We start from the raw sequence: 24,599 nt of genomic DNA, 5'->3' as shown, positions 1-24,599 counted from the left end.
TCATGCGTGATGTTGTTATTGTTGCCGCCAAACGCACCGCCATCGGCAGCTTCGGTGGTGGTCTGTCCAGCCTGCGTGCAGACCAGCTGGGTACGGCCGTGATCAAGGCCGTGATGGAAGAAACCGGTGTCGCCGGCGACCAGATCAATGAGGTTATCCTCGGCCAGGTACTCACCGCCGGCTGCGGCCAGAACCCGGCCCGACAGTCTGCCATCAATGCTGGCCTGCCAGCTTCCGTGCCAGCCATCACCATCAACAAGGTCTGTGGCTCCGGCCTGAAAGCCGTGCACATGGCGGTTCAGGCCATCCAGTGCGGCGATGCAGAGATGATCCTGGCCGGCGGTCAGGAAAGCATGAGCCAGGCGCCCCACGTACTGCCCAACAGCCGCAACGGTCAACGCATGGGCAACTGGAGCATGATCGACACCATGATCACCGACGGCCTGTGGGATGCCTTCAACGATTATCACATGGGTATCACCGCTGAGAACATCGTCGAGAAATACGGCATCACCCGGGACGAGCAGGATGCCTTTGCCGCCGCATCCCAGCAGAAAGCCGTCGCTGCGCAAAAGGCCGGCTACTTTGACGGCCAGATTGTTCCTGTCACCATTCCCCAGCGCAAAGGCGATCCACTGGTGGTGGACAAGGATGAGTGCCCCCGCGACGGCGTCACTGGCGACAGCCTGGGCAAACTGCGCCCGGCCTTCAAGAAAGACGGCTCTGTAACCGCCGGCAACGCTTCCTCCCTGAACGACGGCGCTGCCGTGGTGATGGTGTGCAGCGCAGACAAGGCGAAAGAGCTGGGCCTGACCCCGCTGGCAACCATCAAAGCCCACGCCAATGCCGGCGTGGACCCTGCCATCATGGGCACCGGCCCGATTCCGGCCAGCCAGCGCTGCCTGGAGCGGGCGGGCTGGACTGTTGACGACCTGGACCTGATCGAAGCCAACGAGGCCTTCGCCGCCCAGGCAATTTCCGTTAATCGGGACCTGGGCTGGGACACCGCCAAGGTAAACGTGAACGGCGGTGCCATTGCCCTGGGTCACCCGATTGGCGCTTCCGGTTGCCGTATTCTGGTCAGCCTGCTGCACGAAATGACCCGCCGCGATGCCAAGAAAGGTCTGGCCACGCTGTGTATTGGCGGTGGTATGGGTGTGGCCCTGGCCGTTGAGCGCTGATGCTGCACGTGGTCCTGTACGAGCCGGAGATACCGCCGAACACCGGCAATATCATCCGGCTCTGCGCCAACACCGGCTGCCAGCTGCACCTGATTGAACCCCTGGGATTCTCCCTTGAGGACAAGCAGATGCGGCGTGCCGGACTGGATTACAGCGAATACGCTACGGTAAAGATCCATCCGGATTACGACAGCTTTCTGGCCACCGAGCAGCCTTCGCGGCTGTTCGGTCTCACCACCAAGGGAAGTCGCCATTACCACGAGGTAGTGTTCCGGGACGGTGACTACCTGATGTTTGGGCCGGAAACCCGGGGCCTGCCGGAAGACGTGCGCAACGGGCTACCCGCCGAACACCGTCTTCGGGTACCCATGCGTCCGGAAAGTCGCAGCCTCAACCTTTCCAATACCGCCGCCCTGGTGGTTTATGAGGCCTGGCGGCAACTTGGGTTTGAGGGCTCGCTCTGACCTATCCCGGGTAATCACCCACAAAAAAACCGGCCGAAGCCGGTTTTTTTCGTTGAGCAGCAGCGCTTAGTGAGTCTGCTCTTCCTTGGCTTCACCCGCCGCTTCTTCCTGCTTGCGCTTGAGCGCCTGGGCATAGATCGCGTCGAAGTTAACCGGAGCCAGCATCAGGGCCGGGAAGCTGCCCTTGTTCACAATGCCGTCAATCGCTTCGCGGGCATAGGGGAACAGAATCGTCGGGCAGTAGGCGCCGAGCATCTGGCCAAGCTGCGGGCCTTCAATGCCAGAGATCATGAATACGCCGCCCTGCTGGATTTCGACGATGTACGCCACCTTCTCACCGACCTTGGCCGTTACGGTCAGGGACAGAACCACTTCATACTGGTTGTCGCTGATCTTGTTATGGGAGGTGTTCAGATCCAGGTTTACCTGGGGCTTCCACTGCTCCTGAAAAACCAGCGGAGAGTTGGGCGATTCAAAAGACAGGTCCTTCACATAGATGCGCTGAAGGGCAAACTGTGGTTGGTTCTGGTTGTCGTTGCCTGCGGCTTGCTGATTCTCAGCCATGATCAGTCCTTTCGTTCTCGTATTATGGGGCCAGGCCCGTTGTTATGTCGTCGTCTGCCGGAACAGTCTACTGCCAGGTTCCGAATGGTAATGTGAAACAGTGCGTCAGATCGGCACTCAGATCAAGCCCTGTTACTTTTTCACAAGTGGCAGGTTGCTGGCCTTCCAGTCGGTAATGCCACCATTCAGACGCACCACATTGCTGAATCCCTCGGCATTGAGCTGCTTGACCGCCATGGCGGCATGCTGGCCCATCTTGTCGACAACGATAATCTGCTTGTCTTTGTGCTTGCTCAGCTCATTAACGCGGCTTTTTAGACTATTAAGCGGAATGTTCACCGAGCCGGTAATGCGGCCTTCGTTGAAGTCTTTGCGATCGCGGATGTCCAACACCACCGCTTCATCCTTGTTGATCAGCGTAACCGCGCCCTGGGCCGAGATCTTGGCACCACCCCGGCGCGATTCCAGCACGATGATGGCCAGCAGGAACGCCACAAACAGCGACACCAGAATGTAGTGATTAACAACAAATTCAAACAAGCGGTCCATGAAACTACCCTGACAATTGGTTTGGCCGGATTATACACACCCACACCGGCTCACAGAAGGCAGTCGCCCCGCCATGATAGCGCCAGCACATCGTGATCATGAGCAATGCTTCAGCGAACGCGCGTGGTCTGAGTAAATGAAAACGGTTACAATCTGCCCCACTCAAATTCTGTTCTTTTTGCAACCAAGCGGACGACACGATGACCGAGACGCGCAAGCCCACTGCACTGATAATTCTCGACGGCTGGGGCCACCGTGACCCGGCGGAAGACAATGCCATCTCCAACGCCAACACCCCGTTCTGGGACAGGATCTGGCAGAACCAGCCGAAAACCCTTATCAACACCTCAGGGATGTTTGTTGGCCTGCCCCAGGGCCAGATGGGCAACTCCGAAGTGGGCCATATGAATCTCGGCGCCGGCCGCGTGGTGTATCAGAGCCTGACGCGCATCGACAAAGATCTCGAAGACGGCGATTTCCAGAAGAATGAGGCCCTTTGCAACGCCATCGACAAGGCTGTTGCCAATGGCAAGGCCGTACACCTGATGGGCCTGCTGTCTCCGGGCGGCGTCCACAGCCATGAAGATCATATTCTGGCGGCCGCTGAGCTGGCTGCAGCCCGTGGCGCCAAAGAAGTTTACATCCATGCCTTCCTGGATGGCCGTGACATGCCACCACGCAGTGCCCGCCCTTCTCTGGAAAAAGCCGCCGCGAAAATGAAAAGCCTGGGCGTTGGCCGGGTAGCCACTATCGTTGGCCGGTATTTTGCCATGGACCGGGACAACCGCTGGGATCGCGTGGAAGCGGCCTATAACGCCATGACCCTGGGCGAAGCCGAGTTCATCAGCGACGACCCGGTGGCCGCACTGGAGCAGGCCTATGAGCGCGGCGAGAACGACGAGTTCGTGAAGCCCACCCACATCCGGGCCGATGGCGAGCCCGAGGGCATCATCAATGACGGCGACGCCGTGCTGTTCATGAACTTCCGTGCCGACCGCGCCCGGGAAATGACCCGCACTTTCGTAGAGCAAGACTTCGACGGTTTCGACCGCCGCAAGCACCCGGAACTGGCAGATTTCGTGATGCTCACCGAATACGCCGCTGACATCAAAACCTCCTGCGCCTACCCGCCCGAGCAACTGGCCAACGGCCTGGGCGAGTACATGGCGAAGCAAGGTAAAACTCAGCTGCGCATTGCCGAGACCGAGAAATACGCCCACGTGACCTTCTTCTTCAATGGCGGCCTGGAAACTCCCTTTGAAGGTGAAGATCGCATTCTGGTGCCGTCTCCCAAGGTGGCCACCTACGACCTGCAGCCGGAAATGAGCGCACCGGAGGTTACCGACAAACTGGTTGAAGCTATCAAGAGCGGCAAATACGACCTGATCGTCTGCAACTACGCCAACGGCGATATGGTTGGCCACACAGGCAAGCTGGACGCCGCCATCAAGGCCGCCGAGTGCCTGGACCAGTGTGTACAGCGTGTGGTTGAGACCCTGGATGAAGTGGGTGGCGAAGCCTTGATTACCGCCGACCACGGCAACTGCGAGCAGATGACCGACCCCAACTCCGGCCAGGTACACACCTCCCACACCATTGGCCCTGTGCCTCTGGTTTACACCGGCCACCGCAAGGTGAAGCTCCGGGATGACGGCAGCCTGTGCGATATCGCACCGACACTGCTGGCCCTGATGGGTACCGAAAAGCCTTCGGAAATGACCGGGCACAGCCTGGTCGAGTTCGACTGATCGCTCCGCCGGTAAAGGTGTTGCGTAAACTGACCGTCATGGTGCTGGCCCTCACATTGGGGGCTGCACCTTTGGGCGCCCAGCAGGATGTGACCCCCGAACAGGTCGAGGCGCTGAAAGAGCGTATCGCCGACATCGACCGCTGGCTGGCCGATGCCGAAGAAGACCGGTCAACCCTTGAACAGCAACTGGCGGCCACCGAGCGCAAAATCAGCACCCTGACCAGGGAACGCCGTACCCTTCGGCAGCAGGTCCGGGAACAGCAGGAGCGCCTGGCCGAGCTTCGCGCCCAGGAAAGCGAGCTGGCCAATACCCTCGAACAGCAACGGGAAAACCTGAAACTACAGATCCGGGCAGCCTGGATGGAAGGCGACGCGCCGGCTCTGAAAGTGCTGTTGAACGAGATTGAGCCCAGCGAAGTTGCCCGCACCCTGACCTACTACGAATACCTGAGCAAGAATACCGTCTCCCGCCTGGAAGCGTTCCAGCGCAGCCTTCAGGAACTGAAAGCCGCCCGCGCCGCCGTTCAGGCCACCCGCACCGAACTGGCCAAGACCGAAGCCGATCTGGAACAGCGCCAGCAGCAACTGACCCAGAGCCGGCAGGACCGGGCCAGAACACTGGCCGCCCTGAATGACGACATCCAGAACCGCCGTAGCGAGCGCCAGTCCCTGGAAGCCGATCGCCAGCGCCTGGAGCAATTGCTGAAAGAGGTGCAGCAGGCCATTGCCAGCATTCCGGCCCCGAACGAATCCAGCCCGTTCAAATCCCGCCGTGACAAACTGCCCTGGCCCGCGAAAGGGCGGGTAGTCAGCAATTACGGCGCCGTGTACGCCGATGGCAAACTGCGCCGTAACGGCATCCTGATGAACACCGCCGAAGAAGCCGAAATCAAGGCCGTGCACTATGGCCGGGTGGTATTTGCCAACTGGCTGCGCGGGTTCGGGCTGATCACCATCATTGATCACGGCGATGGCTACATGACCCTCTACGGCCACAGCAGCAGCTTGTTCACAACCCCCGGTGACTGGGTGCGCCCGGGCGAGACCATTGCCCTGGCCGGACGCACCGGCGGCACCGAGGACCCGGCCGTGTATTTCGAGGTACGTAGCAACGGCAAACCCGTGAATCCCAGGAGCTGGCTGGGCAAGCCATAACAGGGCTGACAAACGGCGTTGCGGGCGCCATACTGTCCGGGTCAGGAACCAGTCCAACTATTGGAAACCAAACAGGATATGTGAATGAAACGGGCCAGAAGTACACTCAAGACCTCGCCATTGCGCACCATGATTCTTGCCACCTGTTGTTTCACAGCCCCCGGACTGGCCCTGGCGCAGGATCAGGACGCTCAGACCCAGCAGATTCTGGACTCCATTCAGAGTGGCGAGCGGGTTGAACTGAAACTTCCAGACCCGGAAGAACAACTGCCGCTGGAAGACCTGCGCAAGTTCACCGAAGTGTTCAGCCGCATCAAAGACGCCTACGTGGAAGATGTCTCCGACACCCAACTGCTCGAGAGCGCCATCAAAGGCATGCTGTCCGACCTGGACCCGCACTCTACCTACCTGGCCCCCAAGGATTACGAGGAACTGGAGGAAAGTACCTCCGGGGAATTTGGCGGGCTTGGCATTGAAGTGGGCATGGAGAACGGCTTTGTCAAAGTCATCTCCCCCATCGACGACACCCCGGCCCAGAAAGCGGGCGTTCAAGCCGGCGACCTGATCATCAAGCTGGACGAAAAGCCGGTGAAAGGAATGTCGCTGGAAGAAGCCGTTAACCTGATGCGCGGCAAACCCGGCACGGTGCTTACTCTGACCATCATGCGCGAGGGCGAAAGTGCGCCTATCGAGATTGATGTCACCCGGGATGTGATCAAAGTCACCAGCGTTAAATCCCGGATGATCGATAACGGCTACGGCTATGTCCGTGTCACGCAATTCCAGGCCGAGACTGGCCGGCAGTTCCTGAAAGCCCTCAGCGATCTGGAAGACGAACACGGCAACGATCTGGACGGCCTGATCATTGACCTTCGCAACAACCCCGGCGGTGTGTTGCAAGCTGCCGTAGAGACCGCGGATGCCCTGCTGGACGAAGGCCTGATTGTTTACACCGAAGGCCGTATCCAGAGTTCACGCCTGCGCTTCAGTGCCAAACCCGGCGACGTCATGGCTGGCACACCTATTGTCGTGCTAATCAACGGTGGCTCTGCTTCCGCGTCGGAAATCCTTGCCGGCGCGCTCCAGGACCATGAACGTGCGGTGGTGATGGGTACCCAGTCCTTCGGCAAGGGCAGTGTTCAGACGGTTATACCGCTGGACGAGACCCACGCCATCAAAATGACCACAGCCCGTTATTTCACGCCGGATGGTCGCTCCATCCAGGCCACCGGCATCAAGCCGGACATCGAGGTGCGCCCGGCGGAATTGAAAGAACTCGACAGCAGACCATTCTTCACCGAAGCCGACCTGAGCGGTCATCTTGAAGGGGAGAATGAGGAGGAGGCCCGCAAGGCCAGAGAACAGGCTGCGGAAGCACAGGCTTCTGCGGCCGACCGGGACTATCAGCTGCGGTCGGCCCTGAACCTGCTGAAGGGCTTGCACATCCTTAACCGGAAGAACGACAGCAAGCCGCAGGAAAACGCCCAGTGACTTTACGTTCTACCCTCGCGCTGCTGGCGCTTCTGGCCATCAGCCCTGTCGCTGCGTTTGCGTCAGGGCCGGGTGAACCCCAGCAGCCCACCATTGCCATCATTATTGATGACATGGGCCACAATCGGTACGAGGGCGAGCGACTGGCAAAGCTTGACCAGCCCCTGACACTGGCCTTCCTGCCTTACCGGCGCCACACAGTTCCCTTGGCGAAGCTGGCCCACGCCCAATCCAAGGAAATCATGTTGCACGCCCCGATGGCCAACACCCGCAACTTCGGTCTCGGCCCGGGCGGACTGACACCGGATATGGACGAGACGACCATCACCACCACCCTGCGCCGGGCACTGCAGTCCATTCCCTTTGTCAGCGGTGTGAACAATCACATGGGCAGCCTGCTTACCCAGCAACTGGAACCCATGGACTGGGTCATGAAAGAGCTGGACCGCTACCCGGTGTATTTCGTCGACAGCCGCACCATTGCCAATTCCATCGCCGGCAGTGTGGCCGATGCCTACAACATCCCGAGCCTGACGCGCGATGTGTTTCTCGATCACGAACAGACGGAAGAGTTTGTCGACAAACAGTTCAAACTGCTGATTCAGACCGCCAGGGAAAAAGGCACGGCCATCGGTATCGGACACCCGCACAAGGTCACCGTGGATTATCTGGAGAAGCACCTGCCGATGCTGGATGAACAGGGCATTGCCATCGCCACGGTCAGTGGTCTCTGGGCCATGCGTAACGGTAATCGGGAGATGTTTGCGGAAGGTGAGAAGCAGGCCATTCGGCCTGCCTATGCACGCAGCAATTAATCGCGGACTTCGATGCCCTGAGCCTTCATAAAGGCTTTGGCTTCAGGGATGGTGTGCTGACCGAAGTGGAAGATGGATGCCGCCAGCACCGCGTCTGCGCCACCCTGGGTAACGCCATCCGCCAGATGCTGTAGCTCACCGACACCACCTGAAGCAATCACCGGTACGACTACCGCATCGCTGATGGCACGGGTCAGGCCAAGATCAAAGCCGATCTTGGTGCCATCACGATCCATACTGGTCAGCAGCAACTCCCCTGCCCCCAGCTCAACCATTTTCTTCGCCCACTCTACGGCATCCAGCCCGGTTGGCTTGCGACCGCCGTGGGTAAAGATTTCCCATCGCGGCTCCTCGCCTTCTGCGCTCACACGCTTGGCATCAATGGCGACGACAATGCATTGCCGGCCAAAACGCTCCGCTGCCTCCCGCACAAACTCGGGATTGAAGACTGCGGCCGTATTGATGGAGACCTTGTCGGCTCCGGCATTGAGCAGTTTGCGGATATCATCGACGGTGCGCACGCCACCGCCCACGGTCAGCGGGATGAACACTTCCGCCGCCATGCGCTCTACCGTTTCGTAGGTGGTATCGCGGCTTTCGCTGCTGGCCGTGATGTCCAGGAAAGTGATCTCGTCCGCGCCCTGCTCATTGTAGCGACGGGCCACTTCCACCGGGTCGCCGGCGTCGCGGATATCGACAAAATTCACGCCTTTAACCACACGGCCTTTGTCGACGTCCAGACAGGGGATGATGCGTTTTGCCAATGCCATTGTCAGTCCTCAGTTTTTCAGGCTGTCGCAATAGGCTTGCGCTTCCGCCACATCCAGAGTGCCTTCGTAGATGGCGCGGCCGGTGATAGCACCGATGACACCTGTGTCGGCAACGTTGGCCAGGCGCTTGAGGTCGTCCATGTTGGTAACGCCGCCAGACGCAATCACCGGGATGCCACCTTCCTCTGCCAGCTTGGCGGTGGCTTCGACGTTCACGCCCTGCATCATGCCGTCACGGGCGATGTCGGTGTAAACGATTGAGGATACGCCGTCGTTGGCGAAGCGCTTGGCAAGATCTACCGCCATGACTTCAGAGACTTCGGCCCAGCCGTCGGTGGCGACGCGACCGTCTTTCGCGTCCAGACCCACAATAATGTGGCCGGGGAATTCCTTGCACATTTCGGTGACGAACTCAGGCTCTTTAACCGCCTTGGTGCCGATGATGACCCACTGCACACCAGCCTTCAGATAGGCCTCAATAGTTTCCGCCGAGCGGATGCCACCACCAATCTGAATAGGCAGATTCGGGTACTTCACGGCAATTGCCTTTACGATCTCACCGTTTACCGGCTCGCCGGCGAAAGCGCCGTTAAGATCAACCAGGTGCAGGCGGCGAGCGCCAGCATCTACCCACTTGGTAGCCATGTCGACGGGGTCGTCACCGAATACAGTAGAGTCTTCCATGCGGCCCTGGCGCAGTCTTACGCATTTGCCGTCTTTCAGATCGATAGCGGGGATAATCAGCATTTTCCGGTCCAGTTCGTAAAGTTTTCCAGCAACTGCAGCCCCGCCCGGGCACTTTTCTCAGGGTGGAACTGCACTGCAAAGATGTTGTCTCTCGCCACCGCTGCCGCCAGGTCGACACCATAATGAGTGCGGCCGGCCATGTCGGCATTGCCTTTGGCTTCGGCATAGTAGCTGTGCACAAAGTAGAAGCGGTCGCCGTCCGGTATGTTGTGCCATAGCGGGTGGTCCTGAGTGTGGTACACCTGGTTCCAGCCCATGTGAGGCACTTTCAGGCGTTCGCCGTTTTCAGTGAGGTTGTCGCCGAAGTAGCGGACTTCAGACGGGAACAGGCCGATACCTTCCACACCGCCGTTTTCTTCGCTGCGGGCCATCAGGGCCTGCATGCCAACACAGATGCCGAGGAACGGGCGGTCCTGGGAGACTTCTTTGACGAGTTCAACCACGCCCAAACGGTGCATTTCGGCCATGCAGTCACGGATGGCGCCCACACCGGGCAGAATCACCCGGTCAGCTTCACGGATTTTGGCGGCATCGTCTGTAACCAGTACGGTGCAGTCCGGGGCCACGTGCTCCACGGCTTTGCGGGCGGAATGCAGGTTGCCCATGCCGTAGTCGATGATGGCGACGGTCTTCATGGTGGTTCTGTTCCTATTGGTGACCGGTTACAGGGCGCCTTTGGTGGACGGGGTGATGCCCGCCATGCGCTCGTCCATTTCAATCGCCATGCGCAGTGCGCGGCCGAAGGCTTTGAACACGGTTTCGATCTGGTGATGGGTGTTCTTGCCCTTCAGGTTGTCGATGTGCAGGGTCACCATGGAGTGATTCACAAAGCCCTGGAAGAACTCTGCGAACAGATCGACGTCAAACCCGCCCACGCTGGCGCGGGTGTAGGGTACGTCCATGAGCAAACCGGGGCGGCCGGACAGGTCGATGACCACGCGTGACAAAGCTTCATCCAGGGGCACATAAGCGTGGCCATAGCGGCGAATGCCTTTTTTGTCGCCCACAGCCTGCTTGAAGGCCTGGCCCAGAGTGATGCCGATGTCCTCCACGGTGTGGTGGTCATCGATGTGCAGGTCGCCCTTGCAGGTAATATCCAGATCCACCAGGCCGTGGCGGGCAATCTGGTCCATCATGTGTTCAAGGAAAGGCACACCGGTGTCGAAATTGGCTTTGCCGGTGCCATCGAGGTTGATCTCGACGGTAATCTGGGTTTCGAGGGTATTGCGTTCTACCCGAGCCTTGCGTTCGGCCATGGAGACTCCGTTGAAAACTGGCTTGCTACCGTAAACTTTGTTTGCGGATTATACCTGTTAACTCAACCGGAGTCCCGCAACCGGATCAATCACCCTGATAGCTCAGAACGCTTTTTTCAGGTTGGCCATGTAGGTGTCCACAAGGCTGTTGAACTCGTGTTTGATCACCGGGCTGATGGCCAGCTTGAGCAGGCTCGGCAAGGGAACGGTCAGCTCTGCGCTGGTCTGGAATTTCACTGCGGTGGCGTTGTCGCCTTTGGCACTCAGGGTCCAGGAACCACTGACAACCCCGTTGCCCTCGCCCTTGATGGGCGACCAGGTGATCTTGCCGGCCTCTTTGTCAGCGTGGTAGGTGCAGGCGTAAACCGATTGGATAGCGTGTTTGTCGACGCCCACTTTTTCCATTTCCCAGCGGTAGGCATTGTTGCCCAGATCCACCAGCTTATCGACTTTCGGGAAGTGGCTGGCAGATTTTGGAACGTCTGCCAACAGATCGAAGACTTCATCATAGCTCGCCGGAATTTCCAGATCCCGGTTCAGCTCAATCGATACGGTAATGGCCACAGCCGACTCCTTCTTATGTTTATTTGTGCCTCGGGGCTGGCTGCCCCGGCGGATAAGTTGGGGGTGTATTTTGAACCAAGACTACCGCATTGTCATATTCCTGCACTGTTAATTTGCTAACCCTGCGTTATCCTTTGCTTTATTCACGCAATAAAACGCCGGCTACCAGCCTGCCGACAGGAAAAGGAACCCAGCCATGAAAGTTATCCGCTATGCGATCTACGCCGTTATTGCGCTGCTGTTACTGGCAGTGGCCGCCGTCGCCATTGCGGTTGCGGTGATCAACCCCAACGATTACAAACCCCAGATTGAAGCGGCTGTTGAGAAGCAGACCAATCTGGACCTGATGCTGGAGGGCGACATCGGCTGGTCTTTCATTCCTCTGGGCCTGGAGCTGAATGAGGTAGAGGCCAACCTTGACGGAGAGAGGTTTGTCGCACTGGAGCAACTGATTGCCCAGATTGATTTCTGGTCTCTGATTGCCATGTCTCCGCAGGTAAACACCTTCCTGCTGAATGGCCTGGATGCCCACCTGGAACTTAACGAGCAGGGCGAAGGCAACTGGACCCGGATAATGCGGGAGCAAACCGCCACCGCAGAGGCCGGCACCGATGCTGCCGAACAACAACCCGCCCAGGAAACCGCCGAGCCAGAGTCACAATCCGCCAGCGGCGAGGCTCTAAACTTTAATGTTGAGAACGTTGAAATCAGTAACGCCAGCGTTCACTACAACGATCTGAGCACCGGCCAGTCCGTTACGCTGGAAGACTTCACGGTAACCGCCAGTGATATCACCCTCGGCTCCGAATTCCCGCTGGATATCCGCTTCCGCGTTGAAACCAGCCAGCCGCAGTTTGCGGTAGACGGCAGCATCAAGGCCCGCATCCAGGCAAACCAGGCGCTCACCGAATTTGCGGTATCTGGCCTGAACGCGGTATTTGATATGTCGGGCGAGCCGTTTGGTGGCGAATCGGTGACCGCAGAACTGGCCGGTTCCCTGGCCGCCAACCTGGAAAACGAAACCGCGGCCCTGAGCGACTTCTCCGCCAGCCTGGCCAATCTTAGCCTCAATACCAACCTGAATGTAAAAGGCTTTGGCGACAAACCGGCTCTGGACGGTCGCATTGAGATTTCCGAGTTTTCCCTGAAGGAGCTTCTCAACAATCTGGGACAACCCGCTATTGAAACCACGGACCCTGAGGTACTGAAAGCGATCGCGCTATCGACCAACCTGGGTGGCGAGCCCGGCGTTGTCGCGCTGTCTGACCTTGTCATTACCCTGGATGATACCCGCTTCAACGGTGGCGGCAGCTACAACCTCGCCACAGGTGGGCTGGTGTTCGACCTTGAGGGTGACAAGCTGAATGCTGATCGTTACCTGCCGCCCTCGGCCGAAGGCGATTCGCAAGGAGCAGGCAACGGCGAAACACAGACCGACAGCAACACTCAAACAACTGGGGCATCCCAGCCTGAAACCGACCTGCTGCCACTGGACACTCTGCGCACCCTGCTGCTGGACATTGATTTCGGCCTGGGCGAGCTGATTGTCAGCAACCTCACCATCAACGACATCGCCGCCAGCACCACCGCCAAAGATGGACTGCTGCAAGTGGACGAATTCAGCGGCAAGCTCTATTACGGCAGCTTTGGCGCCAACGCCACCATCGACGCCCGTACCGACAACCCGAAATGGCGCATCCGCTCGGACGTTACCAACGTACGGACGTTGCCGTTGTTAACCGATCTGGCCGAGGTAGACATGCTCTCTGGCGGTGCCAATATGAAAGTGGCTGTCGATACCACTGGCAACCGGATTTCTGCCCTGCGTGAAAACGCCAACGGCGAGATCAGCTTTAACCTGGCCGAAGGCGAGTTCCGCCAGATGAACCTGACCCGTATGGCCTGCCAGGGTATCGCCCTCGCCAACCAGGAATCCCTGACGACCACTGACTGGGGCACGACTACCCCGTTCAACGACATGCGCGGTACTCTTAAAATCGACGGTAACACCCTTAACAATACCGACCTGGTCGCGGCGCTTGCGGGCATGCGCCTGGAGGGCAACGGCACCGTTGATCTTGAGCAAACTGACCTGGACTACGAACTCGGCCTGCGCATTGTTGGTGAAATTCACCGGGACGAAGCCTGTCGCGTGACCGAGTATGTGGAAAACGTGGTCATTCCGGTGGAATGCCGGGGCAACTTCGCCGAAGACCCGGCCGGCTTGTGTTCATTTGATGGCTCCCGCTTCCGGGACACCCTGAAAGACATTGCGGCCAACGCTGCCAAGGCAAAAGCCCGTGAAGAAGTGGACCGCGCCAAAGAAAAAGCAGAAGAGAAGGTGCAGGAAAAACTGAAAGAAAAGCTGGGCGAGGATGCCGGCGGGAAGGTGAAGGACGCCCTGAAGGGACTGTTCAACTGATGCCGGACCGTTTCGCCGACAAACTGTTTCGCTGGTACGACCAACACGGCAGGCACGACCTGCCGTGGCATCACAACCGCAACGCTTACCGGGTCTGGGTGTCGGAGATCATGCTCCAACAGACCCAGGTAACTACCGTGATTCCTTACTTTGAAGCCTTCATGGCCCGTTTTCCCGATGTCCACGCCCTCGCCTCGGCGCCGGTCGATGATGTGCTCGGCCATTGGTCCGGCCTGGGCTATTACGCTCGGGCACGCAACCTGCACAAGGCCGCAAAACAGGTAGTGGATGAGTTCTGCGGCGAATTCCCGGCCGACCAGGAGCAACTCGAAAGCCTCACAGGAATTGGCCGCTCTACCGCCGCTGCCATTGTCGCTCAGGCCTTTGAAAAACGCGCAACCATTCTGGATGGCAACGTGAAACGCGTGCTGGCGCGCTACCATGCCGTTCCCGGATGGCCGGGACAGACTGCCGTGCTGAACCAGCTCTGGGAGCACGCGGAGAGCCACACGCCGGAAGCCCGGATCAAAGACTACACTCAGGCGATCATGGACCTGGGCGCCATGGTGTGTACCCGCAGCAAGCCCGGATGTGAGGCCTGCCCCGTGAAGGATGGCTGCCTGGCCTACGCCCGTGACGAGATTCGCCTGTACCCGGGTTCAAAGCCCAAGAAGGAAAAACCGGAAAAAACCACCTGGATGCTGATCCTGGAAGACGCAGAGGGCCGAATTTTACTGGAACGCCGGCCACCCAGTGGCATCTGGGGCGGCCTGTGGAGCCTGCCCGAACTTGACCCGGCCTATGGCGCAGATGAACTGCAGGACGCCTGTGCCAGGGAGCTCGGGCTGAACTGCCACAGCCCGGAACCCATCAGCGGTTTTCGCCACACCTTCAGTCATTATCATCTGCACATACAACCGGTACGCCTGCCCTTGGCCGGCAACACCCAGGTTGGCGATTCCGACCGCTTGCGCTGGCTGCACCGGGATGAAGCCCTCAACCTGGGACTGCCCGCCCCGATCCGCACCCTGCTGACGGAACCCGAGCAAGCCACCCTGCTGTAATCAAGCCAAGGTGCCGGATGGTCTGTTATCATGCCGGCATACTGACCTCAGCACAGGAGCCGACATGAGCCGCACTGTATTCTGCCGCAAGTACCAGAAAGAACTGGAAGGCTTGGCCATGCCCCCGATGCCCGGCCCCAAAGGCCAGGATATCTACGAGAACGTATCCAAGCTGGCCTGGGAAGAATGGCAGAACCAGCAGACCATGCTGATCAACGAAAAACACCTGAACCTGATGGACGTGAACAACCGGAAATACCTGCAGGCGCAGATGGACCGGTTCTTCAACAACGAGCCGTTCGACCAGGCCGAAGGCTACGTACCACCTGAAAAATAGGACGATTGATCAAGGCCTGAACAACCGGCAAAAACTTCCGAAAATTTTTGCCGGCCGGCCTTGACTCCCAAACCCTAAACCGGTTTAATAGCGCCCCGTTGCAGCACACAGCTCAACACGCCCGGATAGCTCAGTTGGTAGAGCAGGGGATTGAAAATCCCCGTGTCGGTGGTTCGATTCCGCCTCCGGGCACCATGAATTCAATGACTTAGCCCGCCTTGTGCGGGCTTTGTTGTTTCTGGACCTCTCGCCACTCTCATACAGCATTGACCGTCTCTTGCACCGCACGTAGGAACTCCGCGCTGCACGTGTACAGTCCTTTAGCTAAAGGGCGCCTCGCAACAACACTGGAAACGGAATTCTTCATGCCATACTGGAAAATACTCGGCTTACTTTCCCTTCTGACCGCTCTCACCGCCTGTGATAACAATGCCCGAAGCGAACTTCTGTGCACGGCAGAGTATCAATACAACACGTCGGGCGCCGATGCTGCGATCGCCGTCGTGCGTCAGATCGGTGACGAGCACGACTACGTAGTAGGCAACAATGTGGCGCGGTTTCTAATTCTACGGGGTGCTGATACCGGCAACGTTGACGACTTTGACGAAGCCAATGCCGTGTTGAGTGCGATGAAACCAGCGTCAGCCGACGATCCAGAACTTATTATCGCCCGATATATTAGCGTCCTGCGATTTCTAGCAATTGCTAATGGTAGCGACCGCAACGGCGCCCGCCAGGAGTTGACTCAATACTGTCGCGAGTCGACCCAGCCAGAAGCTGAGTGCCTCAGAAATACCATGACCGAAATATTCGAGCACATCGCCCTTTCTGACGGAACGAATAATAATTCGTACAAAGATCTCTCGAACCTTTTCAACGAAACCTACCGGTCTGAGTTCAATGACCCTAGTTTGGATGTGCTACGCGACTACTCTCGCTCTGTGGTCACCAGTTGCGGAACGAATGAATAGCCTGCTCTTAGAAAATTTCTGAACCAATTCGCAAAATGTTCGGGACCGCTCCTGAAATAACTACAGGTCATCCAGCAGACGTTTGGTACCAGAGCCAACATACTGTTGAGCCATCAGATAATCCGCCACAGCCCGGTAAGCCGGCAAGGAAGTCGGATCATTCGCCGCATTGCCGGCAACCGGGTTGGAGGCAAAGCGGACGATGACCATATCGGCAGAAGGATCTATCCAGATCGTTTGGCCATGCACACCGCGCGCCGCGAACGCCCCGTGGTCGTCGTGGCTGACCCACCACATGCCACGATAGCTCCAGCCATCGAGAAGTTCATATCCGGCTTTGGCAAACACCGCCCGGTCGCCACCATTGCGAATACTGGCAATCGCCTGGGCCGGGATAATCTGCTCGCCGGCCCACTTACCCTCGTTCAGCACGAGTAAACCGATTCGCGCCATATCACGCAACGTGGCGTTGAATCCGCCACCCGCAAATGGAGTACCTATGGAATCGACCGTATAGAAAGCTTCACGCTCTGCCCCGATCTTTGACCAGATACGCTCGGAAAAGTAGTCGGCAACCGAAACCCCGGTCGTTCTTGCGATCAGCCAGCCCACCACATCTGAATTAATGGTTTTGTAGCCGAACGCTTCACCATGCTCTCCGTCTTTTCTGACCGTTTTCAGGTAATCGAAGTAGCTTCGAGGCCCTTCACGTTGTTCGCTCACCAGATACGGGCTCCCGGCCCTGGCATAGGTCCAGACTTCGGCATCAGGATCAGAGTAGTCTTCCGAGTAGTCCAGCGCGGTGGTCATATCCAGAACCTGGCGAACCGTTGCATCACCGAATGCACTGCGCGCCAGTTCGGGAATGATGTCTCCCAGCACAGCGGTTTCATCCAGCTTGCCTTCCGCCACCAGAACTTCGCCGAGAAGCCCCGTCAGGCTCTTGGTGACGGACATTGCGCCGTGCAGAGTGTGCTCATCAAGGCAGCCATCGTAACGCTCATAAACCACCCTGCCCTGGTGCAGAACCAGGATGCCATCGGTGTAATTGGCGTCGAAGGCGTCGTGCCAGGTCATCGGCTTATCACCCCCCAGTGGCAAGAACTCGACTCCGTCTATGCCGGCATCGATGTCTACAGGAAGCTCACTGGCAACCTCGCTGCCATTACGAACCGCGGTCGTCGGCATCAGCTCCCGGAAATGACAAACCGTCCAGCGCAGCTTGGGAAAGGCAAAATAGTCCGGGTCCGTGAAACGAATCGTTTTGTCGGCCGCCGGAGGAAAGCCCTGCATCAGACCAAGGGCATCTGGAGTGGAGTCCGGCGCAGACAGCGGTGTCGCTTCCTGGGCCACAGCAGTCCCGCCAAGCAACAGAGACAGCGTAAAGCCGAGATGTACAGCTGAGTTCATTGTCTTTTCCTTATTCAAAGCAGCCACTCAATTGGCAGTATCGACAACAGGAAAATCCCCGTGCGTTGCAAAAACCCTGTATTGGGTTCCTGCTCATGGCGAATGACATCGCCATCAACGTGCTCTATCCAATAAAGCTCACCGTTCTCGGTTAGTCGAACTTCGTAAGCCCGCAACGGGATGCTTTCTTCAAAGGCCTCGTGGATCTTTTCTGAAAGCGCCGGGCTCTCAATCACAAAGCCCAGCTCGGTGTTCAGGTTGATCGAGCGGGGATCGAAATTGAAGGAGCCAACAAACAGTCTCTCGCCGTCAACGGCAAAGGTCTTGGCATGCAGGCTGGAGCCCGAACTACCGAAGGGCCCGGCACTCTGGTTCCGCTCAACATCAGGCGAGAGCCGCCGCATCTCATACAGATGGATACCGGCCTTAAGCAGAGCCTTGCGACGTTTGGCATAACCCGCATGAACAGCGGCTACGTCGGTGGCATCAAGCGAATTGGTCAGTATGCTTACCTCAATACCTTTGTTCGCCAAAGCCGCAAACGCATCAACACCCGCCCGGGTTGGCACGAAGTACGGGGAAATCAATGCGACCCGGGATTCGGGTTCTCCAAGAATCTCGCCAAGCTTATACGCCAGCAGATCTTCCCTTTCAGATCTCCCAAGCCCTTTGGCGGGGCTATCACTGACCATTCGGGTTCTGGTCCAGTCGAACTCCAGTGCCCCAGACAGCAGCTGACGCACAAAATCGGATTCGGAAACCGCCTTCACATAGTCTGTCGCCGCCTGGTCGTTCTCAAGCTTCAGCGCACAACGCTCCAGCTCGCGCAAATCCGCATCGGAAGCCGCGGACAACAGCTGTTCAACGGGATACGCAGAGGCACTGGCCCAATATCGATCAAAATCACTCGATACCTCAGGCACCACCGGGCCGATGGCCAGCACGTCCAGATCCGCAAAAAGAACGCCGGCGGTGGCACCAAAATACTCATCGCCGATATTCCGGCCACCGACAATGGTTGCCTGGTTATCCGCCGTGAATGACTTGTTGTGCATGCGCCGGTTAGCCCGCGAGAAGTCCGTCAGGTACCCCAACCATTTGGGATTACGGATCACAAACGGGTTAAAGAGTCGTACTTCAATGGAAGGATGACTTGCCAAAGCAGCGAGTTCGGCGTCTAACCCGGAGGTGCCGTTATCATCCAGCAACAGTCGAACTCGCACTCCCCTCTCAGCCGCCGTATGCAGTTCTTCCAACAGCAGTGTTCCGGTTATATCGCCATGCCAGATGTAATACTGAACGTCCAGAGTTCGATCGGCGGCGCGCGCCAGCAGCACGCGGGCGGCAAAGGCATCCCGAGGGTTTGCCAAGGTATGGATGCCACTATTACCAGGATAGCTCTCCAACTGCGGCGCAATGGCCTGCCCTAGCCGGGTATCGGCGGCATCATCCAGGTTCAGGGCGCTGGACTCCGATCGGTCAGCAATTGGCGATGCACAGGCCGACAACAAGACCGTTGAAATGAAGACAATCAGCAACCTTAACGTCAGTTGCTTTTGCCGCGCGGCATCTGAACCCGGAATAAGTTGTCTCAACGTATCTGCTCCAATGCCGTCCCGATTCGCATCAAAATAGAACTGCCCAGGCGATAACCCCAAGAGTTGATACCCAATAGCCAGACTACCATGTCGCCGGTATCCGCCCCCTACAGTATTAACAATTGAGCTATCATTGAGTAGGTTCTGACACAACGAGAAACAACCGGACGCTCACCTTTCACCGGTGAACGCCCGGATTCCATCAGCCCAGATCAGTTACCGCGATAGGTAGAGTATCCGTAAGGGCTGAGGAGCAACGGAACATGATAGTGTTCCAGTGCCCCGTCCATCGTGAATACCACCGGGATTTCCGGGAAGAAGGACGCGGTATCCTGAGACTCAAACCACTCGCCTGTCTCGAATACCACTCGGTACGTGCCGTTAACCAGGCTTTCTCCTTCCGGATAGAGGGCGCTGATTCGCCCCTGCTCATTGGTCACCGCCTCACTGAGCTCTACCCACTTGCCGTCTTCCTGGCGCTCCAGAGTCACAGTCACATCCGGAGATGGTAGACCATTCTCAATGTTGAGCACGTGCACACTCAACGGATTTCCGGCAGCCAGCGCGGAGCCGGATGCGCCTGCCAGGAACAGGCCAGTTACAATCGCTTTCTTGAAATTCATCATGTCTCTTCCTCGGCTATTTAGTTGTTCAGGGTTTCCAGGGCTGCCAATGCACAGCCTTCGTCTATGGCGGAGCCACCTGCGCCGGCCACACCGATTGCGCCGATTACCTCGCCATCAATGTTGACCGGCACTCCACCGCCCAATAGCAGCAGATCATCTACCGTATTGAGGTTCTCGGACTCGGGGTTGTTTCTGGCGATCGCGGAGAGCTCTCGGCTCGATGTTTTAGTCGATATAGACGTAAACGCTTTTTTCTGAGCGGCAGCGGTGTTGTGTGGGCCAATATTGTCATCCCGCTGGAGTGCAACCAGCCTTCCCCCACGATCTACCACCGCAACGACTGCGCTTCGGCCGTCAGCATGGCAGGCCTGCAACGTTGCACTCACCAGTTGATTGGCCAGTGCCAACGACATGTTCTTTTGCTGCAGCGGTTCTGCGCTCGCTGAAGCGCCACCTGAGAGAAACATCGCGCCAGCGGCGGCACTTGCTAACCAGATTCTTTTTCGCATCACACACTCCGTCATCTCGTTAATGTGGTCGCAGAATGACAGCCGCTCGGGAACAGAACGTTTGCGCATTTGTTACTAATTTGTCACTGAAAACTGGTCAGAATTTCCGCAACCTTGCGCCTCTTTCAACGTCCGTTTTTCAGCCTTGAGATGGAGTCGGGATGCGCATTCTTGTTGTCGAAGATGAGATAAAAGCGGCGGAATACCTGCGGAAAGGGCTGACCGAGTCCGGCTTTCTGGTTGATGTTGTCCATGACGGTCTGGATGCGCAGCACCTCATCAATGAAGAGATCTATGACCTGGTGATCCTTGACATCATGTTGCCCCACATCAATGGCTGGCAGTTGCTGAAGCTGTTGCGGGAACGAGCGGACACCCCCGTGCTTTTTCTCACCGCTAGAGACTCGATTGAAGACCGCGTAAAGGGCCTTGAATCCGGTGGCGATGATTATCTGGTAAAGCCATTCTCCTATGCAGAACTGCTGGCCAGAGTTCGCTCTCTTCTCAGGCGAGGGGCCTCAACCAGGGAGCTCGACCAATTCTCCGTAGAGGACCTGACCTTCGATCTGAAAAGCCGGAAGGTCACCCGGAATGGGCAAAACACTATGCTGACCAGCCGGGAATTTGCGCTTATGCATTTGCTGCTTAACCACCAGGGGGAAGTTCTGTCCCGAGGAGATATCGCCGCTCAGATCTGGGACATGAATTTCGACAGTGATACGAAAGTGGTGGATGTGGCGATTCGCAGACTACGCGCGAAGGTTGACGACGGCTTTCCAGTCAAACTCATCAAAACAGTCCGGGGTATGGGGTATGTTTTAGAGCCGGAGCCGGCGGAGTGATCCCGATGTCGATCAGCCAGCGCCTGGCGCTGATGTTTGCACTGGTGAGCCTGATCATTCTTGGCGGCATCGGGCTCTTCCTGTATTCATCGCTGGAGCGAGAGCTGGTCTGGCGCGATGATCAAACGCTGAAGGGACGGCTTGAGCGCATGGAGAGCCTGCTCGCCACTGCGGGTACCGTCTCTGAATTGCAGAGCCAGCCCCAGCTCTATGCAAATATGCTGGGCAACACCGACAACGTTCTTTGGGTGCTAAACGATGAGGGCGAAGTTCTTATTGAGATCAACCCTCCGGGCCTGCCCGTCCCGGGCAAGGCACAGAGTTCATCCGTCGTTTTTTCCAGCGGAGAAACACCGGTGGACTACCGCCTGGCCAGCTATTCGACCCGCATCGGCGACCGGCCTTTAACGCTGGTTGCAGGGCGAACCCTCACCGAGCGGAATGGCATGTTGGCATATTATCAGGCAACCCTGGGCTGGGCGCTGATCATTGGAGCCTTATCAAGCGGCCTTATTGGCTGGCATATCAGCCAACGGGGGCTGCGACCGGTTCGGGAGCTCTCAGATGACGTTAACCGGATCCGTATCAGCAACCTCGACACCCGTCTCCGACCCCGGAATCGGTACCCGGAACTCAGCCAGTTAACCGGCAGACTCAACGAAATGATCGCCCGCCTTGAAACCGGGTTCACCAAGCTCACTCAGTTCTCCGAGGACCTTGCCCACGAAATGCGTACGCCCCTGAACAACCTGATGGGGCAAACTCAGCATTGCCTGTCCAAACCACGCGAAAGCACCGAGTACGAAGAGCTTCTGCTGTCGAACCTGGAGGAGTACGAGCGCCTGTCGCGCATGATCAATAGCCTGCTGTTTCTGGCCCGCGCAGAGCAGACAAGCGAAGACATTCAGCGCGAACCGGTCTTGGTTAACTCAATGGTGGCCCAGGTTTTCGACTATTTCTCCGACCTTGCAGAAGAGAAGGCCGTAACATTGAACAACGAAGCAAACGGGCAGCTGCATGCGGCCCCGGACCTCGTTCAACGAGCACTGGTTAATCTGATTGATAATGCCCTCAATCACACTCGGGCACATGGCAGCATAACGGTTAGAACACACCATGCAGACACCGAAAGTGTATTGACTGTTTTCAATACCGGAGAGCCCATCGAGACCCACCACCTGGACCGGATTTTTGATCGTTTTTACCGGTGTGATCCAGCAAGACAGAACGCCTCACAAACCGGTGGCCTGGGGCTCTCGATCGTGGCTTCGATCATGAAAAGCCACGGAGGTGCCGCAGAGATTGGTAACGTTAGCGGGGGTGTGGAGGTTAGGCTTGTGATTCCTGATGTCTCACCAGACGCCACTGCAACTTAGCCCACCTGAAGCGGGCCGGGTTGTTTTGGATTTCGATAACGCTGAGCCCCTTATGCACCCGCCAACGGAGCCATTCGCCGCTCCACCGCTCCACGCTCTTCCTGAGCTCTTTTAAGCCGGGAATAGTTGGTCGGCGTTGGGTCCCGGTCGTAGCGTGTCTGCGCCTGATGTGCCTGGTCGCACTTCTCCAGCCACTGCTCAATCAGCTCTACTGTGCTCATGGTTCACCTCCGTTGTCATTAGGTATGCGTTCACCATAAACGACCGACGGAGGTAGAATCCCGAAAGCTTTATGCTCGAATTGTGGCAAATAATGATCGGGAATCAGAGCGTCAGTAACTTAACGCATGGCCTTCATTCCCTCGGCCCACTTGGCCAGCTCTGTCAGCATGGTCGAGGCAGATCCGGTATGATGCTCCGTCGCCTGGAACTTGCGATTCTCGTCCAGAAGTTCCCAGGGCATCTGCACCATTACGCCTTCCACCATGGGCATCATTTTAACGGTGGTCACCAGTTGTTTTGCCATCTGGGCAGACCTAAGCCCGCCAGAGACGCCGCCATAGCTGACAAAGGCACACGGCTTGTAATTCCATTCGTTGTAGACGTAATTGATCGCGTTCATGAATGAAGGCGGCGGGAAGAAATTGTACTCCGGAAGTACGAATACATAGGCATCCGCGCCGGACACACTCTCCGACCAGTTTTTCGTGTGCTCGTGCTGATACTGCTGCTGACGCGGGTGATTGGGCTCGTCATAAACCGGCAGGTTGAAATCCGCCAGATCCACCAGCTCACTGGTAAAGCCGCCCTGTTCGTTGGCAAAACCGTTGAACCACTCAGCGATGGCTGGGCCGACACGGCCGGGGCGAGTACTGCAGATGATTGTCTGTAACTTGAGGGACATGGCACGCTTCCTTTTGCTGAATAGACCGATCTACCGCGCAAACCGTCCTGCAAAACCGGTTCACGCCGTTATATACCATTGCTCAGTCTAGCCTCAGCGCCAGGCGATAGATAACACAAGCTTCTGCAGTAATTGTTCAGTTTTACTGACGATCCCGGAGCACCTTCCAGTCCAGAACATTTCCCTCGGAATCAAACTGAACATAGCCAGAATAGCCGTCGGATTCATGCCAGGTCTTAACGTAACCGACCACCTGGCCATCTTCGGCAATCATTTCAAAGGAGGTGCTCTTCTCGTGGGTAATGCGGTGATCATCACTGTCAGGAGCGACTTCTTGAAGTTTCAGGTTCGGGTTTCCGGGAAGTGCGATATCGAGCATGTGTGGGTTCATGGCAAAACCTCTTCGGGTACTCAGGCAAGGGACCGGTTTCGATACGTCACGGTCAGTGTATGCAGGATTTGTGTCGCTGCGTTGACACACCTCAAGACCTTTTTCGTGTTCAGCAGACTGTCACAATCCATTTCTTTGAACCCTAGACCGGCTGGCTGCTAAGTTAGTTCCGAAAAAGGAACCGGAGGCCACCCCAATGGACTACATCAGCCCAATCAGCAGCGCCGTAATGGCGGTTGTCTGGATCGTCTACTTTCAGCTCTTTTTCCTGCAATACAAACGAAATAACCGCCCCTATCTGGTCATCCACCATGCCCAGAACGAGAACCCGGATGCACTGTGTTTGCTGGTGAATATGGGGCAGGAAACGGTTCACGTGCAGTGTGTACAGGTAGTGCTACATACCCGGGCCGGAGACAAGAAAACCCTGACCGTTACCGAATACGAGCGCGTCGCACCGGATGACTCCAACGTACAGGATGCTCTCAGGCAAGGCCCGGTGCCGTCAGGTGGCTATCTTGTGCTGGGCTCGTTCCGGAATGTCATTCTCGGCAAGAAGAGCGAGGACGATGACAGCGACTATCTTTTCGAGGACATTACCGGGGTGGAAATCCGAGCAGCCGTGATCCATGGCCCCAGCCCCTACCCCGTAGGTGTGCGCCGGAGCTTCACTTTGCGCCACGACGGCAGACCAAAAATATTCCCGCACAACATTCACAGCGAGCAGCTAAACCGGCGCAGAGACCGCAACGAGGTACGCCGCTGGCTTGAGGAAGAGCTTCAGCCCAAATGCAAAGGTCGTTCGGAATCGGACAGCTCCGACCAGTCCACCAGCGAATAGAA

General features: G+C 57.4%; 27 protein-coding genes and 1 tRNA gene. 14 read left to right on the top strand and 14 right to left on the bottom strand.

Annotated features, from left to right (window positions below; translation table 11 throughout):
• The first annotated feature begins 2 nt into the window (after window positions 1-2).
• Entirely contained in the window at window positions 3-1,181 is a 1,179-nt protein-coding gene (locus ACAM27_RS05975; RefSeq protein ID WP_141067001.1) for an acetyl-CoA C-acetyltransferase, read from the top strand.
• Entirely contained in the window at window positions 1,181-1,645 is a 465-nt protein-coding gene (gene trmL / locus ACAM27_RS05970; RefSeq protein WP_222196686.1) for a tRNA (uridine(34)/cytosine(34)/5-carboxymethylaminomethyluridine(34)-2'-O)-methyltransferase TrmL, read from the top strand. Before ACAM27_RS05975 ends, trmL begins: the two co-directional genes overlap by 1 nt.
• A gap of 66 nt (window positions 1,646-1,711) precedes the next feature.
• Here trmL and secB read toward each other — a convergent pair whose 3' ends face one another.
• Together secB and ACAM27_RS05960 are read right to left on the bottom strand one after the other, a co-directional pair.
• Window positions 1,712-2,209 (bottom strand): protein-export chaperone SecB, encoded by a 498-nt coding sequence (secB, locus tag ACAM27_RS05965; RefSeq protein ID WP_014422523.1) that lies wholly within the window; start codon window positions 2,207-2,209, stop codon window positions 1,712-1,714.
• A 132-nt stretch (window positions 2,210-2,341) separates the two neighbouring features.
• On the bottom strand, window positions 2,342-2,758 hold the full coding sequence (locus ACAM27_RS05960; RefSeq protein ID WP_014422524.1) for a rhodanese-like domain-containing protein: 417 nt from the start codon (window positions 2,756-2,758) through the stop codon (window positions 2,342-2,344).
• A 200-nt stretch (window positions 2,759-2,958) separates the two neighbouring features.
• Here ACAM27_RS05960 and gpmM point away from each other — a divergent pair, with 200 nt between their 5' ends.
• The 4 genes from gpmM (at window position 2,959) to ACAM27_RS05940 (ending at window position 7,969) form a co-directional block, all read left to right on the top strand.
• Complete coding sequence (gene gpmM / locus ACAM27_RS05955) at window positions 2,959-4,506, top strand: 2,3-bisphosphoglycerate-independent phosphoglycerate mutase (RefSeq protein ID WP_369612692.1); 1,548 nt, start codon at window positions 2,959-2,961, stop codon at window positions 4,504-4,506.
• A 56-nt stretch (window positions 4,507-4,562) separates the two neighbouring features.
• Window positions 4,563-5,663, top strand: a complete 1,101-nt coding sequence (locus tag ACAM27_RS05950) for a murein hydrolase activator EnvC (RefSeq protein WP_369612866.1) — start codon at window positions 4,563-4,565, stop codon at window positions 5,661-5,663.
• Window positions 5,664-5,747: 84 nt separating this feature from the next.
• On the top strand, window positions 5,748-7,154 hold the full coding sequence (locus tag ACAM27_RS05945; protein WP_014422527.1) for a S41 family peptidase: 1,407 nt from the start codon (window positions 5,748-5,750) through the stop codon (window positions 7,152-7,154).
• Window positions 7,151-7,969, top strand: a complete 819-nt coding sequence (locus tag ACAM27_RS05940) for a divergent polysaccharide deacetylase family protein (protein WP_014422528.1) — start codon at window positions 7,151-7,153, stop codon at window positions 7,967-7,969. The genes ACAM27_RS05945 and ACAM27_RS05940 overlap by 4 nt, the downstream gene beginning before the upstream one ends.
• Here ACAM27_RS05940 and hisF read toward each other — a convergent pair.
• The 5 genes from hisF to ACAM27_RS05915 form a co-directional block, all read right to left on the bottom strand.
• Window positions 7,966-8,739, bottom strand: coding sequence for an imidazole glycerol phosphate synthase subunit HisF (gene hisF / locus ACAM27_RS05935; RefSeq protein WP_023008634.1), 774 nt, complete (start codon window positions 8,737-8,739; stop codon window positions 7,966-7,968). The two genes, ACAM27_RS05940 and hisF, sit on opposite strands and share 4 nt — an antisense overlap.
• 9 nt (window positions 8,740-8,748) lie before the next feature.
• A complete protein-coding gene (gene hisA, locus ACAM27_RS05930; RefSeq protein WP_369612691.1) occupies window positions 8,749-9,486 on the bottom strand; it encodes a 1-(5-phosphoribosyl)-5-[(5-phosphoribosylamino)methylideneamino]imidazole-4-carboxamide isomerase in 738 nt (245 codons plus the stop codon).
• Complete coding sequence (gene hisH / locus ACAM27_RS05925; RefSeq protein ID WP_113880272.1) at window positions 9,480-10,121, bottom strand: imidazole glycerol phosphate synthase subunit HisH; 642 nt, start codon at window positions 10,119-10,121, stop codon at window positions 9,480-9,482. The genes hisA and hisH overlap by 7 nt, the downstream gene beginning before the upstream one ends.
• A gap of 27 nt (window positions 10,122-10,148) precedes the next feature.
• Window positions 10,149-10,742: an imidazoleglycerol-phosphate dehydratase HisB gene (hisB, locus tag ACAM27_RS05920; RefSeq protein WP_011786615.1), complete on the bottom strand. Its 594-nt coding sequence runs from the start codon at window positions 10,740-10,742 to the stop codon at window positions 10,149-10,151.
• Between the two features lie 102 nt (window positions 10,743-10,844).
• Window positions 10,845-11,306, bottom strand: coding sequence for an SRPBCC family protein (locus tag ACAM27_RS05915; RefSeq protein ID WP_011786616.1), 462 nt, complete (start codon window positions 11,304-11,306; stop codon window positions 10,845-10,847).
• Window positions 11,307-11,502: 196 nt separating this feature from the next.
• Here ACAM27_RS05915 and ACAM27_RS05910 point away from each other — a divergent pair, with 196 nt between their 5' ends.
• The 5 genes from ACAM27_RS05910 to ACAM27_RS05890 all read left to right on the top strand — a co-directional run bounded on the left by ACAM27_RS05910 (window position 11,503) and on the right by ACAM27_RS05890 (window position 16,100).
• Complete coding sequence (locus ACAM27_RS05910; RefSeq protein ID WP_369612690.1) at window positions 11,503-13,728, top strand: AsmA family protein; 2,226 nt, start codon at window positions 11,503-11,505, stop codon at window positions 13,726-13,728.
• The gene (gene mutY / locus ACAM27_RS05905) at window positions 13,728-14,792 is read left to right on the top strand and encodes an A/G-specific adenine glycosylase (protein ID WP_369612689.1); all 1,065 of its coding nucleotides are present in this window, start codon (window positions 13,728-13,730) and stop codon (window positions 14,790-14,792) included. Before ACAM27_RS05910 ends, mutY begins: the two co-directional genes overlap by 1 nt.
• Before the next feature lie 64 nt (window positions 14,793-14,856).
• The gene (locus tag ACAM27_RS05900; protein WP_014422534.1) at window positions 14,857-15,129 is read left to right on the top strand and encodes an oxidative damage protection protein; all 273 of its coding nucleotides are present in this window, start codon (window positions 14,857-14,859) and stop codon (window positions 15,127-15,129) included.
• 119 nt (window positions 15,130-15,248) lie between these two features.
• Window positions 15,249-15,324: transfer RNA gene (locus ACAM27_RS05895), tRNA-Phe, on the top strand.
• Between the two features lie 170 nt (window positions 15,325-15,494).
• Entirely contained in the window at window positions 15,495-16,100 is a 606-nt protein-coding gene (locus ACAM27_RS05890) for a hypothetical protein (protein WP_141067938.1), read from the top strand.
• Between the two features lie 60 nt (window positions 16,101-16,160).
• On the opposite strand, the gene ACAM27_RS05885 is transcribed toward ACAM27_RS05890, so the two are convergent.
• The 4 genes from ACAM27_RS05885 to ACAM27_RS05870 all read right to left on the bottom strand — a co-directional run bounded on the left by ACAM27_RS05885 (window position 16,161) and on the right by ACAM27_RS05870 (window position 20,201).
• The gene (locus tag ACAM27_RS05885; RefSeq protein ID WP_222196679.1) at window positions 16,161-17,510 is read right to left on the bottom strand and encodes a serine hydrolase; all 1,350 of its coding nucleotides are present in this window, start codon (window positions 17,508-17,510) and stop codon (window positions 16,161-16,163) included.
• Window positions 17,511-17,524: 14 nt separating this feature from the next.
• The gene (locus tag ACAM27_RS05880; protein ID WP_374730299.1) at window positions 17,525-19,105 is read right to left on the bottom strand and encodes a phospholipase D family protein; all 1,581 of its coding nucleotides are present in this window, start codon (window positions 19,103-19,105) and stop codon (window positions 17,525-17,527) included.
• Window positions 19,106-19,320: 215 nt separating this feature from the next.
• The gene (gene uraH, locus ACAM27_RS05875; protein WP_236072770.1) at window positions 19,321-19,731 is read right to left on the bottom strand and encodes a hydroxyisourate hydrolase; all 411 of its coding nucleotides are present in this window, start codon (window positions 19,729-19,731) and stop codon (window positions 19,321-19,323) included.
• A 20-nt stretch (window positions 19,732-19,751) separates the two neighbouring features.
• Window positions 19,752-20,201: a heme-binding protein gene (locus ACAM27_RS05870; RefSeq protein WP_374730303.1), complete on the bottom strand. Its 450-nt coding sequence runs from the start codon at window positions 20,199-20,201 to the stop codon at window positions 19,752-19,754.
• A gap of 203 nt (window positions 20,202-20,404) precedes the next feature.
• Between ACAM27_RS05870 and ACAM27_RS05865 the strand changes: the two genes are divergently transcribed.
• Window positions 20,405-21,085, top strand: coding sequence for a heavy metal response regulator transcription factor (locus ACAM27_RS05865; protein ID WP_369612688.1), 681 nt, complete (start codon window positions 20,405-20,407; stop codon window positions 21,083-21,085).
• A gap of 5 nt (window positions 21,086-21,090) precedes the next feature.
• Complete coding sequence (locus ACAM27_RS05860) at window positions 21,091-22,461, top strand: heavy metal sensor histidine kinase (RefSeq protein ID WP_369612687.1); 1,371 nt, start codon at window positions 21,091-21,093, stop codon at window positions 22,459-22,461.
• 50 nt (window positions 22,462-22,511) lie between these two features.
• Here ACAM27_RS05860 and ACAM27_RS05855 read toward each other — a convergent pair whose 3' ends face one another.
• The 3 genes from ACAM27_RS05855 to ACAM27_RS05845 all read right to left on the bottom strand — a co-directional run bounded on the left by ACAM27_RS05855 (window position 22,512) and on the right by ACAM27_RS05845 (window position 23,756).
• The gene (locus tag ACAM27_RS05855; RefSeq protein ID WP_222196670.1) at window positions 22,512-22,682 is read right to left on the bottom strand and encodes a hypothetical protein; all 171 of its coding nucleotides are present in this window, start codon (window positions 22,680-22,682) and stop codon (window positions 22,512-22,514) included.
• A 119-nt stretch (window positions 22,683-22,801) separates the two neighbouring features.
• Entirely contained in the window at window positions 22,802-23,365 is a 564-nt protein-coding gene (locus ACAM27_RS05850; protein WP_222196668.1) for an NADPH-dependent FMN reductase, read from the bottom strand.
• Between the two features lie 142 nt (window positions 23,366-23,507).
• On the bottom strand, window positions 23,508-23,756 hold the full coding sequence (locus ACAM27_RS05845; protein ID WP_222196661.1) for a hypothetical protein: 249 nt from the start codon (window positions 23,754-23,756) through the stop codon (window positions 23,508-23,510).
• 196 nt (window positions 23,757-23,952) lie between these two features.
• Here ACAM27_RS05845 and ACAM27_RS05840 point away from each other — a divergent pair, with 196 nt between their 5' ends.
• On the top strand, window positions 23,953-24,597 hold the full coding sequence (locus tag ACAM27_RS05840) for a hypothetical protein (protein WP_222196659.1): 645 nt from the start codon (window positions 23,953-23,955) through the stop codon (window positions 24,595-24,597).
• Window positions 24,598-24,599 lie beyond the last annotated feature (2 nt).

Origin of the sequence: Marinobacter sp. RI1 (genome assembly GCF_041155085.1) — a bacterium.
GTDB lineage: Bacteria > Pseudomonadota > Gammaproteobacteria > Pseudomonadales > Oleiphilaceae > Marinobacter > Marinobacter nauticus.
The sequence above is the reverse complement of the archived record's forward strand: the minus strand, read 5'-3'. Positions and strand labels throughout refer to the sequence as shown.